The sequence below is a fragment of the Paracoccus sp. R86501 genome, from assembly GCF_042466435.1.
Classification (GTDB): domain Bacteria; phylum Pseudomonadota; class Alphaproteobacteria; order Rhodobacterales; family Rhodobacteraceae; genus Paracoccus.
This window is the reverse complement of sequence record NZ_JAXHPZ010000001.1, coordinates 2,352,829-2,368,066: the sequence shown is the minus strand read 5'-3', so window position 1 is coordinate 2,368,066 and position 15,238 is coordinate 2,352,829. Positions and strand designations below refer to the sequence as shown.

General features: G+C 63.7%; 13 protein-coding genes. 7 read left to right on the top strand and 6 right to left on the bottom strand.

Features of this window, described 5'->3' with window-relative positions:
* Positions 1–12: 12 nt before the first annotated feature.
* Both rpoZ and folK read right to left on the bottom strand, forming a co-directional pair.
* Positions 13–369 carry a DNA-directed RNA polymerase subunit omega gene (gene rpoZ / locus SJY40_RS11560; protein WP_378946425.1) on the bottom strand — a complete coding sequence of 119 codons (357 nt, stop codon included), beginning with the start codon at positions 367–369 and terminating at the stop codon, positions 13–15.
* Between the two features lie 71 nt (positions 370–440).
* On the bottom strand, positions 441–1,040 hold the full coding sequence (gene folK / locus SJY40_RS11555; protein WP_378946423.1) for a 2-amino-4-hydroxy-6-hydroxymethyldihydropteridine diphosphokinase: 600 nt from the start codon (positions 1,038–1,040) through the stop codon (positions 441–443).
* Between the two features lie 111 nt (positions 1,041–1,151).
* Here folK and SJY40_RS11550 point away from each other — a divergent pair, with 111 nt between their 5' ends.
* From SJY40_RS11550 to SJY40_RS11540, 3 genes are all read left to right on the top strand, one after another.
* On the top strand, positions 1,152–1,703 hold the full coding sequence (locus SJY40_RS11550; protein ID WP_378946421.1) for an NYN domain-containing protein: 552 nt from the start codon (positions 1,152–1,154) through the stop codon (positions 1,701–1,703).
* 8 nt (positions 1,704–1,711) lie between these two features.
* Positions 1,712–2,914, top strand: a complete 1,203-nt coding sequence (locus tag SJY40_RS11545; RefSeq protein ID WP_378946419.1) for a nitrate/nitrite transporter — start codon at positions 1,712–1,714, stop codon at positions 2,912–2,914.
* 452 nt (positions 2,915–3,366) lie between these two features.
* The gene (locus SJY40_RS11540) at positions 3,367–5,391 is read left to right on the top strand and encodes a catalase (RefSeq protein ID WP_378946417.1); all 2,025 of its coding nucleotides are present in this window, start codon (positions 3,367–3,369) and stop codon (positions 5,389–5,391) included.
* A gap of 79 nt (positions 5,392–5,470) precedes the next feature.
* On the opposite strand, the gene rocF is transcribed toward SJY40_RS11540, so the two are convergent.
* The 3 genes from rocF to metG form a co-directional block, all read right to left on the bottom strand.
* On the bottom strand, positions 5,471–6,400 hold the full coding sequence (rocF, locus tag SJY40_RS11535) for an arginase (RefSeq protein ID WP_378948407.1): 930 nt from the start codon (positions 6,398–6,400) through the stop codon (positions 5,471–5,473).
* A 67-nt stretch (positions 6,401–6,467) separates the two neighbouring features.
* Positions 6,468–8,525 (bottom strand): TonB-dependent receptor domain-containing protein, encoded by a 2,058-nt coding sequence (locus tag SJY40_RS11530; protein WP_378946415.1) that lies wholly within the window; start codon positions 8,523–8,525, stop codon positions 6,468–6,470.
* 156 nt (positions 8,526–8,681) lie between these two features.
* Positions 8,682–10,400 (bottom strand): methionine--tRNA ligase, encoded by a 1,719-nt coding sequence (metG, locus tag SJY40_RS11525; RefSeq protein WP_378946413.1) that lies wholly within the window; start codon positions 10,398–10,400, stop codon positions 8,682–8,684.
* Positions 10,401–10,586: 186 nt separating this feature from the next.
* Between metG and SJY40_RS11520 the strand changes: the two genes are divergently transcribed.
* The gene (locus SJY40_RS11520) at positions 10,587–11,231 is read left to right on the top strand and encodes a hypothetical protein (RefSeq protein WP_378946411.1); all 645 of its coding nucleotides are present in this window, start codon (positions 10,587–10,589) and stop codon (positions 11,229–11,231) included.
* Between the two features lie 43 nt (positions 11,232–11,274).
* Here SJY40_RS11520 and SJY40_RS11515 read toward each other — a convergent pair whose 3' ends face one another.
* Positions 11,275–11,904 carry a GcrA family cell cycle regulator gene (locus tag SJY40_RS11515; RefSeq protein WP_378946409.1) on the bottom strand — a complete coding sequence of 210 codons (630 nt, stop codon included), beginning with the start codon at positions 11,902–11,904 and terminating at the stop codon, positions 11,275–11,277.
* A 117-nt stretch (positions 11,905–12,021) separates the two neighbouring features.
* On the opposite strand from SJY40_RS11515, the gene SJY40_RS11510 reads away from it, so the two are divergent.
* From SJY40_RS11510 to argF, 3 genes are all read left to right on the top strand, one after another.
* Positions 12,022–12,840, top strand: a complete 819-nt coding sequence (locus SJY40_RS11510; protein ID WP_378946407.1) for an ABC transporter permease — start codon at positions 12,022–12,024, stop codon at positions 12,838–12,840.
* A gap of 165 nt (positions 12,841–13,005) precedes the next feature.
* Positions 13,006–14,178: an aspartate aminotransferase family protein gene (locus tag SJY40_RS11505; protein WP_378946405.1), complete on the top strand. Its 1,173-nt coding sequence runs from the start codon at positions 13,006–13,008 to the stop codon at positions 14,176–14,178.
* A 132-nt stretch (positions 14,179–14,310) separates the two neighbouring features.
* Positions 14,311–15,237 carry an ornithine carbamoyltransferase gene (gene argF, locus SJY40_RS11500; RefSeq protein ID WP_378946403.1) on the top strand — a complete coding sequence of 309 codons (927 nt, stop codon included), beginning with the start codon at positions 14,311–14,313 and terminating at the stop codon, positions 15,235–15,237.
* Position 15,238 lies beyond the last annotated feature (1 nt).

Here is a 15,238-nt window from a genome sequence, read left to right as displayed (position 1 = left end):
GTTCTTGTGGTATCAGCCGCGCTGGTTGGCTTCCAGCATCATCCGCAGCATCCGCTCTTCCGATTCCTCGTCGGCGGGCTTGGGACGATCCACTTCGGCACCCAGCAGAAGCGCCATGGCGTCTTCTTCCGGCTCATCGACCTCGATCTGGGTCTGGGTCAATTCGATCATCCGCTCGCGCAGATCATCGACGGGCTGGGTTTCATCCGCGATCTCGCGCAGGGCGACGACCGGGTTCTTGTCGTTGTCGCGATCAACAGTCGGCGCAGAGCCGGCCGTGATTTCGCGGGCGCGATGCGAGGCGAGCATCACCAGATCAAAGCGGTTGGGAACTTTGTCGACGCAGTCTTCAACCGTTACGCGGGCCATGAATCACCTGTGCAGTTGCGAATCGGATATTCGGGGCGAAAAAGGACTGATGGGCAGAAGCGGGCGCTTTGTCAAGCCAAAGCGCCCATATCATCGGCGTTCAGGGGCGTCATTCCGTCCATCGCATCGGGCGGCAGATCGGCCAGCATCCGGGCCACGTCATGTCCGGTCAGGGGGTGACGCCAAGCGGGTGCGATCTCGGCCAGGGGGCCAAGGACGAAGCCGCGGTCCTGCAGGCGCGGGTGGGGCAGGATCAGCTGGTCGGGTGCGCGCCTGCGCTGCTGGTCGGGGGGCAGGTCGATCCAGTCGCGCAGCATGGCCGCATCGGGGACGATCAGCCCGTCCAGCGCGATCAGGTCCAGATCCAGCACACGCGCCGACCAGCGGCCCGTGCTGCGGTCGCGGCCAAAATCTGCCTCAATCTTGTGCAGTTCCGCAAGCAGCGCCGTGGGCGGCAGGGGCGATGTGACGACGGCGACCGCATTTGCAAAATCGGGACCGCTGCCCGCAGGATAGGCCGGGGTCCGCCAGAAACGGCTGACGGAAGATATTGAAATGTCACGATGTTCGTGCAAGATAGTCAATGCGCTGCGCAGGCTGTTCCACAGGTCCTGTGACGGGCCCGGAAGGTTTGCGCCAAGCGCAACGATACCAAAAGACAGGTTAACCACAGTTTCCCCTTCGTCCTACAGGTAACATGGCGTGAATTGAATACGATCGGGTCCCTCACCCCGCACGTTCGATAGGCGCCTTGTCCTTACAAGTCCACCAAAGGCAACAAGATGTTTTACAAAGACGACAGATTGGCGATCTTCATAGACGGCGCGAACCTCTATGCGGCCGCGAAAGCGCTTGGTTTCGACATTGATTACAAGCTGCTGCGACAGGAATTCGACCGGCGTGGCAAGTTGACCCGTGCCTATTACTATACCGCTCTGGTCGAGGGTGACGAATATTCGCCCATCCGCCCGCTGGTCGACTGGCTGCATTACAACGGCTTCTGTGTCGTGACGAAACCGGCGCGCGAATACACCGATGCCCAGGGCCGTCGCAAGATCAAGGGCAACATGGACATCGAGCTGACCGTCAACGCGATGGAGCTGGCGCCGCATCTGGATCACGTGGTCATCTTCTCGGGTGATGGCGACTTCCGCCCCCTGATCGAGTCGCTGCAGCGCAAGGGTGTGCGGGTTTCCGTCGTCTCCACGATCCGCAGCCAGCCGCCGATGATTGCCGACGACCTGCGACGCCAGGCCGACAACTTCATCGAGCTTGAGGCCCTGCGCGACATCATCGGTCGCCCGCCGCGCGAACCTCAACAGGTCGAGACCTGATTTCCGCCGTGCCGGATCGCTGGCGGGCGCTGGCACTGATCTGTGCCGGCGTGATCGGTGCCATGGCCTGCTGGTTTTCCACCACGGCCATCGGGCCGGATCTGGCGCTGCACTGGGGGCTGTCGAACACGCAGGCGGCCTGGCTGACCAATGCGGTGCAGATCGGTTTCGTGCTGGGCGCGCTGGCGGCCTCGGCGGTGAACCTGCCCGACATCATGCCGGTGACGCGGTTGATCACCCTTGCGGCCCTGTTGACCGCGCTGGCAAATGCCGCCGTTCTGCTGGAGCCGGGCTTCGGCGGGCTGCTGCTGGCGCGTCTGGCAACGGGCTTTGCCTTGGCGGGCGTCTATCCCCCCGCGCTGAAGCTGATGGCCACATGGTTCGTCAAGGGTCGCGGGTTGGCGATGGGCCTGCTGGTGGGCGCGCTGACGCTTGGATCGGCCATGCCGCATCTGCTGCGTGCCTTGGGGCAGGGGCTGGATTGGCGGCTTGTGGTCGCGGGGGCCAGCATCGCCGCGCTGTCCTCGGCCGCGATCTTTGGCCTGACGGTGCGCGAAGGGCCGCATGGCTTCGCCCGCGCCAGTTTCGATCCCCGCCAGACCCTGGCCGTGCTGCGCGACCGCCCCGTCCGCTTGGCCAATCTGGGATACTTCGGCCACATGTGGGAGCTTTATGCTATGTGGGCCTGGTTCCTGTCCTTTGCCATCGCCGCCATGCAGGCGGGGCGACTGCCTGCGGGCAGCGCCTCGGTGTTGACCTTTGCGGTGATCGCGGCGGGGGTCATCGGCTGCGCGATTGGCGGCTGGTTGTCGGATCGCATCGGGCGATGCCTGACCACGGCGGGCATGATGACGGTATCGGGTGCCTGCACGGTGCTGATCTGTCTGGCGTGGGGCGGGCCCGTCTGGCTGCTGGTGGCGGTGGCCATCATCTGGGGCATCAGCATCATCGGCGACAGCGCCCAGTTCTCGGCCGCCGTGACCGAGCTGTCGGACCCGCGCCTTGTCGGCACCGCGCTGACCATGCAGTTGGCCTTGGGCTTTGCGCTGACGGTGGTGGCGATCTGGCTGATGCCGCATGTGGCGGTGTTGCTGGGGGGATGGCGATGGGCGTTTCTGGCGCTGCTGCCCGGTCCGACAATCGGAACCTGGGCGATGCTGCGCCTGCGCGGCCTGCCTGCGGCCGCCAGAATGGCTGCCGGTCGCCGCTGAAAGGGTGGTGGTGCGGACGGCGGGACTTGAACCCGCACTTCCTTACGGAAAACAGATTTTCGTACCACTTCGACTTTCGCCGCCGCCGTTCCGGCGTTCGTGGTCTGGACTATCCCTTCACCGTCACCCCGCATGGGGTCCCAGGTGCCGCCCGTCTAGTCTCTACACCTTCCCGATCGCTCGGGCTTGGCTCGGGATTGGCACGGGGTTTCCCCCTCAGCTTTCCCCGAATTTGAGCGGTTCTACTCCGCCGGTTTCCCGACGGGCACTCCAAATCTTAAAGTCTGGTGCGTCTACCGATTTCGCCACGTCCGCGTGACCATCCCTGCGTATGGCAAAGGATGCCCCTGTCGGCAAGGGACTTGATGATTATCATGCGCAGATTGCGGGAACTGGCAGCTTCGCCCGCAAGTTGTCCACCCAGATGCGCAAGCAGCATGAAGGAGGCCAGCATGTCCGACATCACCGATCAGCACGGCAAAGCAGGCGAATTGCACCAGCGGGGCGGCGAAACGCTGACCACCAATCAGGGCATTCCCATTTCCGACAACCAGAACAGCCTGAAGGCCGGCGCCAAGGGGCCGACCCTTCTGGAAGATTTCGTTCTGCGCGAAAAGATTTTCCACTTTGACCACGAACGTATCCCGGAGCGTATCGTCCACGCCCGCGGTTCGGGTGCGCATGGCTATTTCGAATGTACCGATCCCATTCCGGAACTGACTTCGGCCAGCATGCTGTCGAAAAAGACCAAGATCCCGGTCTTCACGCGCTTCTCCACGGTGGCAGGCGGCGCAGGCAGCGTCGATACGCCTCGTGACGTGCGCGGTTTTTCGGTCAAGTTCTATACCGAGGAAGGCAATTGGGATCTGGTCGGCAACGACATTCCGGTCTTCTTCATCCAGGATGCAATCAAGTTCCCCGACCTGATCCATGCCGTCAAAATGGAAGCCGACAAGGGCTATCCGCAGGCCGCCAGCGCCCATGATACCTTCTGGGACTTTGTGTCGCTGATGCCCGAATCCATGCATATGGTCATGTGGGCCATGTCGGATCGCGGCCTGCCGCGCAGTCTGCGCATGATCGAAGGCTTTGGCGTCCACACCTTCCGTCTGGTGAATGCTGAAGGCAAATCGACCTTCGTCAAGTTCCACTGGAAGCCCAAGCTGGGTCTGCAAAGCCAGGTCTGGAACGAAGCCGTCAAGACCGCCGGTGCCAATCAGGATTACCACCGTCAGGACCTGTGGGAAGCCATCGAGGCTGGCGATTATCCCGAATGGGAACTGGGCATCCAGACGTTCGACGCCGAATGGGCCGCCAAGCAGCCCTATGACGTGCTGGACGCGACCAAGCTGATCCCCGAAGAGGACATCCCCGTCCGCATCGTCGGGCGCATGGTTCTGGACCGCAACCCGGACAACTTCTTTGCCGAGACTGAGCAGGTGGCCTTCTGCCCCGCCAATATCGTGCCCGGCATCGACTTCACCGACGATCCGCTGCTGCAGGGTCGCCTGTTCAGCTATCTGGACACGCAGAAATCGCGTCTGGGGACGGCGAACTTCCACCAGATCCCGATCAACGCGCCGAAATGCCCGATGCACAACTTCCAGCGTGACGGCATGATGCAAATGGCCGTGCCCAAGGGCCGCGCCAATTACGAACCCAACAGCCTGCATCAGGCGGGCGAGGATCCTGGTCCCCGTGCATCGGATCAGGGCTTCAAGACGGTCAAGAAGATGACCGATCTGGGCAACGAACCTGATCAGAAGCTGCGCGTGCGTCCGGAACTGTTCGGCGATCACTATAGCCAGGCGCGGATGTTCTATCGCAGCCAGACCGAGCCCGAACAGCGTCACATTGCCGATGCCATCGTGTTCGAGCTGTCCAAGGTCGGGCTGGGGCATGTGATCCAGCGCGTGCTGGGGCATCTGCGCGTCATCGACGAGGATCTGGCGGTCATGGTCGCCGAAGGTCTGGCCGAGGATCTGCCCGAGGCAGCCAAGCCGCACCGCGATGTGGTGGACATGCCGGTCTCGGACGCACTGTCGATCGTGAAGAGCGCCAAGCATACGTTGAAGGGCCGCAATGTCGGTATCCTGATCGGCGACGGTGGTGACATGGCCAAGGCCGATGCCATCAAGTCCGCAGTCGAGGCGCAGGGTGGCATGGTCACCATGATCGCCAAGGAGCGCGGCAAGGCCGAAGCGCAGCTGGCCGGGACGCCCTCGGTGCTGCTGGATGCAGTGGCGCTGGTTCTGGGGCAGGACGACGGGGCGAAGTTCGCCAAGTACAAACCGGCCATCGATTTCGTCTCGGATGCCTTTGCGCATCTCAAGGCGATCGGTTGCGACGATGCGGCGGCGCCGTTGCTGAAGGCGGCCGGTGTCGAAGCCGATGAGGGCGTGACCGGTCTTGATGCCGAGGCCTTCGTCAAGGCGGCGGCCATGCGGTTCTATGCCCGCGAAGAGAAGCTTTGGTAAGCTGACAGCCGGGGGTGCGATGCCCCCGACATGCCATCTGGTAAGGGGCGGGCGGTTGTCTGCCCCTTACCCATAAGTGTTATCCGTAACTGCGGGTCGGACGGTCGAAGACCTTGCGGCCCATCAAGCTGCCGACCAGATCGACCATCAACTTGGCCGTGCGCCCGCGTTCGTCGAGGAACGGGTTCAGCTCGACCAGATCCAGCGATGTGACCAGCTCGGATTCGTGCAGCAGCTCCATCACCAGATGCGCCTCGCGGAAGGTGGCACCGCCGGGGACCGTGGTGCCCACGGCGGGCGCGATCGAGGGGTCCAGGAAATCCACATCCAGACTGACATGCAGCAGGCCGTTGGCCGCCCGCACGCGGTCAAGGAAGGTGCGCAAAGGCGCGACGATGCCCTGTTCGTCCAGCACGCGCATGTCGTTGACGGTGATGTCGGTTTCCTGCATCGCTGCATATTCCGCCGGATCGACGCTGCGGATGCCGAACATGCAGATGTTTTCGCCGGGGATCGGGTTGGGGAAGGCCGGGAAGGGGTCGAAACCCGCCTGGCCATTGGCATAGGCCATCGGCGTACCGTGCAAATTCCCCGAGGTGGTCGAGGCGACCGTGTGGAAGTCGCTATGCGCATCCAGCCAGATCACGAATTGCGGGCGCCCGATGTTGGCCGCATGCGAGGCCACCCCCGCGACGGTGCCAAGGGCCAGCGAATGATCGCCCCCCATGATGATCGGCATGCCGTCCGGCAGCGCCGCTTGCGTGGCGGTGGACAATGCGCGGGTCCAGGCGATGGTCTCGGGCAGGTGGTGGACGGCGGTGTTGTCGCAGGTCTGGTCGCCGGGGGCGTCCGGGGCGACATCGCCGCGGTCCTCGACGCTGTGGCCAAGCGCGCCCAGGGTGCCCGCCAGCCCTGCGGTCCGATAGGCGGCAGGGCCCATCAGGCAGCCGGGGCGACGCTGCCCTTCGTCCACGGGCGCGCCGATGAGGATGCAATGGGTCATCCGGATCTCCGTTCTTGATATCCGGATAAGACCCCCCGGGGCGGCGAATGTCCACCGGCCCCGGGGAATGGCGTCAGAAGTTCGCCGTCAGGCCCATCCACAGCTGGCGGCCTTCGCCGACCGTGTTGCTGCTGCCCGCGGTGATGTCGCGGTCCAGCACGTTGTAGATGGCGCCGTTCAGGGTGACGCGGTCATTCACCTGATAATCCGCACCCATGTCGACGGTCAGATAGGATCCGTATTCATAGGCGATGGCTGTGCCGTTGTCGTCAAAGGCATAGGGCGTGCCATTGGTGCCGATCCGCGCACCCGCCGCGACTTCGTTCCCTTGATAGTTCACGGTGCCCCATGCGCCCAGACCGGTGACGGGCGTCTGCCAATCGGCGCTCAGGCTGGCCATGTGACGCGGCGTCCGTTCCAGCGGCAGCCCGCGATAATCGCCGGTTTCCTGTTCGCTGTCGGTGAAGCTGTAGCTGGCGCGGAACGACAGATCGGCGGTGGCATCCCACGACCCGGTCAGCTCGACCCCCTGCAGGCGGGCCTCGCCGACGTTGTACCAGCCCCAACGGTTGAAGGTGGTGCCGCCGACGGTGATCTGATCGGTGGATTTGGCGCTTTCGATCTTGTTCTTGAAATCGGTGCGGAAGACCGTGGCGCCGACATCCCATGTGCCGCCGTTGTACAGCGCGGCCAGTTCGTAGTTGGTGCTTTCCTCGGGCTGCAGGTCGGGGTTCGACACGATCGCCCCCGCACCGCCTTCGGTGGTGTAGTAGTAGCCCGGAACGATCGACCGCAGATCGGGCGCACGGAAGCCGGTTGACACACCGCCCTTGATCGTCAGATCCGCCGTCGCGTTCCACACCGCATAGGCACGCGGGGTGACATGGTTGCCGAATTCGTCGTGTTCATTATAGCGCGCGCCCAAGGTCAGCGCGAAATCGTCGCGCAGGCGCCATTCGTCCTCGGCAAAGATCGCCCATTGCGAGGTCGAGAAGTCGTAATCGACGCCATCGCCCAGACCGGGGTTCTGATCGCGCAGGCCCGTGCGGTCCAGCTGGCCACCGAAGACGACGGTATGTTCGCCATGGAAGGACAGCGGCGCGGTGAACTTGGCGTCATAGACGGTGTTCGTCACCTCAGGGCTGCGCGGATCGGCCGAAAGCGCCAGCGCGCCGTTGCCGGCATAGGTGGTGCGTTCGCCCTTTTCTCTCAGCACCGATAGGTCGGCGGTCACATCGCCCCACTGGCCGGTATAGGACAGCGACGCATGTTCGCGGGTGTTTTCCTGCAGGCTGTCGTTCTGGGGCGCGCCGCGGAAGTCGAAGGCTGCCAGAGTGCGGCCGACGCGGGCCAGATCCTCGATCCGGGTGCGGCCACCTTCCAGACGGAACAGGTGATCGGGGTCCGGGGTCCAGGTCAGGCGGGCCGACAGATCGGTCAGGTCACGGTCGCGCAACCCGTCGACCTGGCGTGCCTCGCTGCGCTGGAAGCTGCGGCCCCAGACCTGCAGGCCCAGCTGGTCGGCAATCAACGGACCACCGGCCTGGAACGACAGCTGCCGGGAATTGGCATCGCGGTCATGCTGGGACAGCGTGGTTTCGGCCGTGACCGAGCCGCTCCACTGATCGCCGACCGGCTTGGTGATGATGTTGATCACGCCGCCCATCGCGTCCGAGCCATAAAGCGAGGACATCGGGCCGCGCACGACCTCGATCCGGTCGATGGCGCCGACGGGGGGGATGAAGCTCTGCTCGATGCCGGCATTGCCATTGGTGCGCGATTCCCGCGTGCCCTGCCGTTTGCCGTCCACCAGGATCAGCGTGTATTGTCCCGACAGCCCGCGGATATAGATGTCTTCTTCATTGGCATTGCCGGTGGTGGCGACGCCCTGCACCTCGGTCAGTGCGTCGGTCAGGCTGGAAATGCCGCGCTTGGACAGCTCATCCCCCGAAATGACCGAAACGCTGGCCGGGGCCTCCGAGAGGTTCTGTTCGAACCCCGATGCCGTCAGGATGATCGGTTCCAGCATCACCGGCTGTTCGGCCATATCCTGCGCAAGCGCCGGGTGAACCAGCGCGGTCACGGTCAGAAGGGTTGCGATGACGGGGCGACGGCGCGTGCTGAACGGCATATCTGTGATCCTGGACTGTTGATTTCCTGCCTTGGGTCAACAGCCAGAGAGACGAACCGCATTACCTGGGTAATTCAGTCGGGAATAGAAGCCTGTCACGGCGGGGGCAAGATGACACCCCGCCGTGATCGTGATTGTTGCGCAAATGCAACGGTATCAGGCGCGGACGCCCTTGAACCGCTCTTCCCATTCAGCGCGGTTTTCGTCCGAGATCTTGGCGAACAGAACCTCGGGGACGGTAAAGGCGTGACCTGCGGGCAGGGCCTGCAGCGCGGCGGCGACATCGTCGGGCCAAGCGGCGTCTTCGGCATTCATCGCTTGCAGCGTGGATTTCGCTGCGAAGGGGATGAAGGGTTCGGACAGCACGCCGTAAAGGCGGATCAGGTTCAGGCCCATGCGCACCTGCATCGCGGCCTTTTCGGGGTCAGTCTTGAAGGCCGCCCAAGGGGCCGCCGCCTGCAGGTATTCGTTGCCGCGCACCCAGATGCCGCGCAGTTCGGCCGAGGCCTTGCGGATCTCCATGTCGTTCATCATCCGCTCGTAGTTGCGGATGCGGGCGGTCAGATCGGCGATCAGCTGCTGTTCCTCGGGACCGTAATCGGGGCTTTCGGGGACAGCCTCGCCGAACTTGCTGCGGCAGAACTTGGTGATGCGGCTGACGAAATTGCCCAGCACATCGGCCAGATCCTTGTTCACCGACTGCTGGAAGTTTTCCCAGGTGAATTCGCTGTCACCCAATTCGGGGGCGTGGGACAGCAGCCACCAGCGCCAGTAATCGGCGGGCAAGATCGACAGCGCGTGGTCCATGAAGACGCCGCGCCCCTGGCTGGTGCTGAACTGGCCGCCGTCATAGGTCAGATAGTTGAACGACTTGATGTAATCGACCATCTTCCACGGTTCGCCCGAGCCGATCAGTGTGGCGGGGAATGACAGGGTGTGGAAGGGGACGTTATCCTTGCCCATGAACTGGGTATAGGTCACGTCATCCGCGCCTTCATCCGTGCGCCACCAGCTGCGCCAGTCGGCATCGCTGCGACCGTTCGCATCGGCCCATTCGGCGGTGCCGGCGATATATTCGATGGGGGCGTCGAACCAGACATAGAAGACTTTACCCTCCATCCCCGGCCAATCCTTGTCGCCATGCTTGACCGGAACGCCCCAGTCCAGATCGCGGGTGATGCCGCGATCCTGCAGGCCGTCGCCGTCGTTCAACCATTTCTTGGCGATCGAGGTCGTCAGGATCGGCCAGTCCTTCTTGCTGTCGATCCATGCGGCGATGTCGGATTTCAGTTCGGACTGGCGCAGATAGAGGTGCTTGGTCTCGCGCACTTCCAGATCGGTGCTGCCGCTGATGGCGCTGCGCGGGTCGATCAGGTCGGTGGGATCCAGCTGCTTGGTGCAGTTTTCGCACTGGTCACCGCGTGCCTTGTCGTAGCCGCAATTGGGGCAGGTGCCCTCGATATAGCGGTCGGGCAGATAGCGGCCGTCGGTGATAGAATAGACCTGCTTTTCAGACACTTCGCGGATATAGCCCTGATCGGCAAGGCGGCCTGCGAAATGCTGGGTCAGGGCGCGGTTCTGGGTGCTGGACGACCGGCCGTAATGGTCGAAGGACAGCCCGAAGCCGCGCGCCAGTTCGGCCTGTTCGCCATGCATGCGGGCGCAGTAATCATCCACCGCCTCGCCGGTCTTGGCGGCGGCCAGTTCGGCGGGCGTGCCGTGTTCGTCGGTGGCACAGATGAACATCACCTCGTGTCCGCGGGCGCGCTGATAGCGGGCGAACAGGTCGGCGGGAAGCTGGGACCCGACAAGGTTCCCCAGATGCTTTATGCCGTTGATATAGGGCAGGGCAGAGGTGATCAGATGGCGGGCCATGGAATGCGTCCTTTTCAGTCGGCGCATCTCTAGCCCTTGTGGGGGGCAAATGAAAGATCTGCGCTGATCTGCGGGTCATATGCGCCGGACTTGCGACTAACCTGACGTCAATCCGGCGGGGTAGTTGCAAATATCGGTCCGATACGGCAGATGCGCAGGCTTTCACACAACTGTCACAGAGATCCCTTGTCCCAGAACGCCTCACTTCGATTCCCCGACCCGCTGCTGGTTCTGGCCGCTACTTGCATGACGACGCTGGTGGTGCTGATGGCCGGATTGGTCCTGTCCCACACCCCCAAAGAGGTCTTTGCCGAAAGCGGCCCGATCGAGCGTCTCTCGGCGGCCTATCTGATCGCATCGGCGCTGCTACTGGCGACGCTGCGCGGGACGGGTCGCTGGCACCAGGTGGTGCTGCTCGGTGCGGCAGGCTTGCGCGAACTGGATTGGGACAAGGCCTTTACCGACAGCGGCGTGCTGCAGCTGCGCCTTTATTCCGGGGATGCGCCGCTGGTGCAGAAGGCCGTGGGCTTGCTGGTGCTGGCCGCGCTGATCACCGCCGGTATCCGGCTGCTGCGCCGTGATCTGGGGCCGTGGCTGCGGGGCCTGCGGGGCGGGCAGCTGCGCGCATGGCTCATCGCGCTGATCCTTGCGCTGCATACGGTCGCCAAATCGCTGGACGGTCTGGGTCGCAAGCTGGCCCCTTGGGGCGTCGAGTTGGCCGATTGGACCAACAAGGTCGCCGGACGCAGCGAAGAAGCGCTGGAGCTGATCGCCGCGATTCTGATCCTGCAGGTCGTCGTCCTGATCCGGCACGATCACCACCGCGCATGAAAAAGCCGCCCCGAGGGGTGGCTTTTCCAATTTCCCTAATACCTTAGCGGCGGCGGTCGCGACGCGAACTCATGGGTTGGAAGGCGACGCCCACATGGGCCTCGCAATAGGGTTTGCCCGCTTGGCTGGGCAGACCGCAGAACCAGAACTTTTCGGTCGCCGGATCGCCGATGGGCCATTTGCAGGTCCGTTCGGTCAGCTCCATCAACGACAGCTTGCGCGCGCGCTTTTCCACTTCGCGGACCGAGGCCAGCGCTTCGGGGCTGATCTCATTCGCGGAAGGCTGCGGCGGCAGGGGTTGGCCTGCGGGCACGATCGGACGGCGCGGCACCGGGGTAAAGACCGGCTGCGGCGCGGGTTCTTCGGCCTCTTCGGGTTCAGGCTCGGGCTGGGCCGCGGGCTTGGGGGCTGCCGGAGCGGGCTGCGGCGCGGGGGCTGCGGCCTTGGGGGCTGCGGGTTTCTTGGGTGCCGCAGGTTCGGGCGCGGGGGCTGCCGCTGCGGGTGCAGGGGCGGCCTCGGCCTCGTCGTTGCGGTTGGACAGGCCAAGGCGATGCACCTTGCCGATCACGGCGTTCCGGGTGACGCCCCCCAGTTCTTTTGCGATGGCACTGGCCGACTGGCCCTCGGACCACATGCGCTTCAGCGTCTCGACACGTTCATCCGTCCAGGACATGGCTGCCTTTCCGGGCGGGTCTGACCTGCCGCCCCATCTTGTAACCTGCGATTGGTCCCGTCAGAAACGGGATGCCGAGATTTAGCTGTCGGTGCGCAGAAATTCAAGGACCGCATGATGACCCCGCAAATGATCCCCGACCGCCCCGCGATGGGTGTCCGCCGCTTTGGCCGCGTCAACTGGCTGGGCCTGCGAACGCTGGCCCGCCGCGAGGTGATGCGCTTCATGGCCGTCTGGCAGCAGACCATCTTTGCGCCGCTGATGACGGCGGGGCTGTTCGTGGTGGTCTTTGCGCTGGCGCTGGGGCAGGGCCGCGGAGAGATCATGGGCCTGCCCTATCTGGTCTTTCTGGGGCCGGGCATCCTGATGATGACGGTGATCCAGAACAGCTTTGCCAACACCTCCAGCAGCATCACCGCCGCCAAGGTGCAGGGAAATATCGTCAACACGCTGATGCCGCCCCTGTCGGCGGGCGAACTGCTGGCGGGATACCTGTCGGGATCGGTCGTGCGGGCGGGACTTGTCGCAACTGTGATCGGCACCGGCATGATGCTGGTGACGCAACGGGGCATCAGCCATCCGCTGTGGGCGCTGTGCTTTGTGCTGCTGGCGGCGGTGCTGCTGGGGGGCCTTGGCATCCTGGCCGGGATCATGGCGCAGAAATTCGACCAGATGGCGGCGATCACGAATTTCATCATCACGCCGCTCAGCTTTCTGTCCGGCACGTTTTATTCGGTGCAGACTCTGCCGCAGCCCTTCAACACGTTGTCGCATTGGAACCCGATCTTTTATCTGATCGACGGCGCCCGCTATGGCGTGACCGGTGTCAGCGACGCGCCGCCCCTGCGTGGCGCGTTGATCTGCGCCGCTGTGGCGACGGTGGTTCTGTATATCGCGTGGCGCTGGCTGAAGACCGGCTATCGCATGAAACCGTGACGGGCGCGCAAATAGCGCTTGCGTCGCGGGTGCATCCTGCGCATCTTTCCGCGCATGAGCAAACGACGTGCCCGCATCAACCGACGCTGACGCAGCCCCCGCGGGCCGCGTCCCGCCCTCGTTTTGCCTATCCGCTTCCCCTGATCCCGTTGCCGGAGCATTCCCATGATTTCGCATGTCTTGCCGACCTATAACCGCGCCCCTCTGTCCTTTGAACGGGGTGAGGGCGCTTGGGCCATCACCGCCGACGGAACCCGATATCTGGATCTGGGGGCGGGGATCGCGGTGAACGTGCTGGGCCATGCCAACCCCGATCTGGTCGCGGCGCTGACCGAACAGGCGGGCCGGATCTGGCATGTCTCGAACCTGTACCAGATCCCGCAACAGGAACAGCTGGCCTCGGCGCTGGTGGAAAACACCTTTGCCGATACGGTCTTCTTTACCAATTCCGGCACCGAGGCCGCCGAGCTGGCCATCAAGATGATCCGCAAATACTGGGATCACGCAGGCGATCCAGACCGGATCGAGATTATCACCTTCGAAGGCGCCTTCCATGGCCGTTCCACCGGTGCCATCGCGGCATCGGGTGCGGAAAAGATGGTCAAGGGCTTCGGCCCGCTGATGCCCGGCTTCCGCACCCTGCCTTGGGGCGATCTGGATGCGCTGAAGGCCGCCATGTCCGACCGCACCGCCGCGGTGATGCTGGAGCCCGTGCAGGGCGAGGGTGGCATCCGTCCCATTCCCGACGAAGACCTGCGCGCCATCCGCGAATTGTGCGACGAAACCGGCGCGTTGCTGGTTCTGGACGAGGTTCAATGCGGCGTTGGCCGGACCGGGCGTCTGTTCGCGCATGAATATGCAGGCATCACCCCCGATGTGATGATGGTCGCCAAGGGCATCGGCGGCGGCTTCCCCTTAGGTGCGGTGCTGGCGACTGAAAACGCGGCCGCTGCCATGGTTGCGGGAACGCATGGCTCGACCTATGGCGGCAACCCGCTGGCCTGCGCGGTGGGCAACCGCGTGATGCAGATCGTCGCCGATCCGCAGTTCCTGTCGGAAGTGAACCGCAAAGGCGGGCTGTTCCGGCAGAAGCTGGAGGGGCTGATTGCAGCCCATCCCGATATCTTTGAAGCCGTGCGGGGGCAGGGGCTGATGCTGGGCCTGAAATGCAAGGTCGCGCCCGTCGATCTGGTCAAGGCAGGCTATGACCAGAACATCCTGACCGTGCCCGCTGCCGACAACACATTGCGCTTGCTGCCGCCCCTGAACATCTCGGACGGGGACATCTCCGAGGCCGTGGCCCGTCTGGACCGCGCCGCCAGCGCCTTGGCAGCCTGAGATGGGCGGCGTGTCGCATCGCCGCCTCCGATGAGGGCATCTGCGTCGTGAAACCTTTATCCGGGGGCAGGGCCCTCTTGACCCCGGGGCCTCAAGCGGGCTTGCTTGCGAAAATCGCCGAAAGACAGACAGATGACCCATTTTCTGGATATCCACACAACCGACCGCGACGATCTGCGGACCATCATCGACAACGCCAAGGCGATGAAGCAGGCCCGAAAGGGGCTGCCCAAAGGTACACCCGATCAGGACCAGCCGCTTGCCGGACATATGGTGGCGCTGATCTTCGAAAAGCCCTCGACCCGGACGCGCGTTAGCTTCGATGTGGGCGTGCGGCAGATGGGCGGGCAGACAATGATCCTGTCGGGATCGGAAATGCAGCTGGGACACGGCGAAACCATCGCTGACACGGCCCGCGTCCTGTCCCGCTATGTCGATCTGATCATGATCCGCACCTTCGAGGAAGCGACCCTGCTGGAAATGGCCGAGCATGCCACCGTGCCGGTCATCAACGGCCTGACGAACCGTACCCACCCCTGCCAGATCATGGCCGACATCATGACCTTCGAGGAGCATCGCGGCCCCATCGCAGGCAAAAAGGTGGTCTGGTCGGGCGACGGCAACAACGTTTTTGCCAGCTTTGCCCATGCAGCCGGTCAGTTCGGCTTTGACCTGACCTTCACCGGCCCGCCGCCGCTGGATCCGGAACGCGAATGGCTGGACTATGCGGCCTCAAAAGGGCATCCGGTCACGATCGAGCGTGATCCCAACAAGGCCGTCATCGGCGCCGATCTGGTCGTCACCGATACTTGGGTCAGCATGCACGACCCCCAGTCCGCCAAGGAACGTCGCCATAACCAGCTGCGCGGATATCAGGTCAACGCCGATCTGATGGCCAAGGCGCGTGGGGATGCGTTGTTCATGCACTGCCTGCCGGCCCATCGCGACGACGAGGCCACCAGCGAAGTAATGGACGGCCCCCATTCCGTCATTTTTGACGAAGCGGAAAACAGGTTGCATGCCCAAAAAGCGATCATGCGCCATTGCCTGCAACGCTAGC

Coding starts and splice junctions, on each gene's coding strand:
- SJY40_RS11540 (WP_378946417.1), top strand. CDS start 3,367: ATGTCCGACATCACCGATCAGCACGGCAAAGCAGGCGAATTGCACCAG.
- metG (WP_378946413.1), bottom strand. CDS start 10,400: ATGGCCCGCCATCTGATCACCTCTGCCCTGCCCTATATCAACGGCATA.
- rpoZ (WP_378946425.1), bottom strand. CDS start 369: ATGGCCCGCGTAACGGTTGAAGACTGCGTCGACAAAGTTCCCAACCGC.
- argF (WP_378946403.1), top strand. CDS start 14,311: ATGACCCATTTTCTGGATATCCACACAACCGACCGCGACGATCTGCGG.
- SJY40_RS11510 (WP_378946407.1), top strand. CDS start 12,022: ATGACCCCGCAAATGATCCCCGACCGCCCCGCGATGGGTGTCCGCCGC.
- SJY40_RS11550 (WP_378946421.1), top strand. CDS start 1,152: ATGTTTTACAAAGACGACAGATTGGCGATCTTCATAGACGGCGCGAAC.
- SJY40_RS11530 (WP_378946415.1), bottom strand. CDS start 8,525: ATGCCGTTCAGCACGCGCCGTCGCCCCGTCATCGCAACCCTTCTGACC.
- SJY40_RS11515 (WP_378946409.1), bottom strand. CDS start 11,904: ATGTCCTGGACGGATGAACGTGTCGAGACGCTGAAGCGCATGTGGTCC.
- SJY40_RS11505 (WP_378946405.1), top strand. CDS start 13,006: ATGATTTCGCATGTCTTGCCGACCTATAACCGCGCCCCTCTGTCCTTT.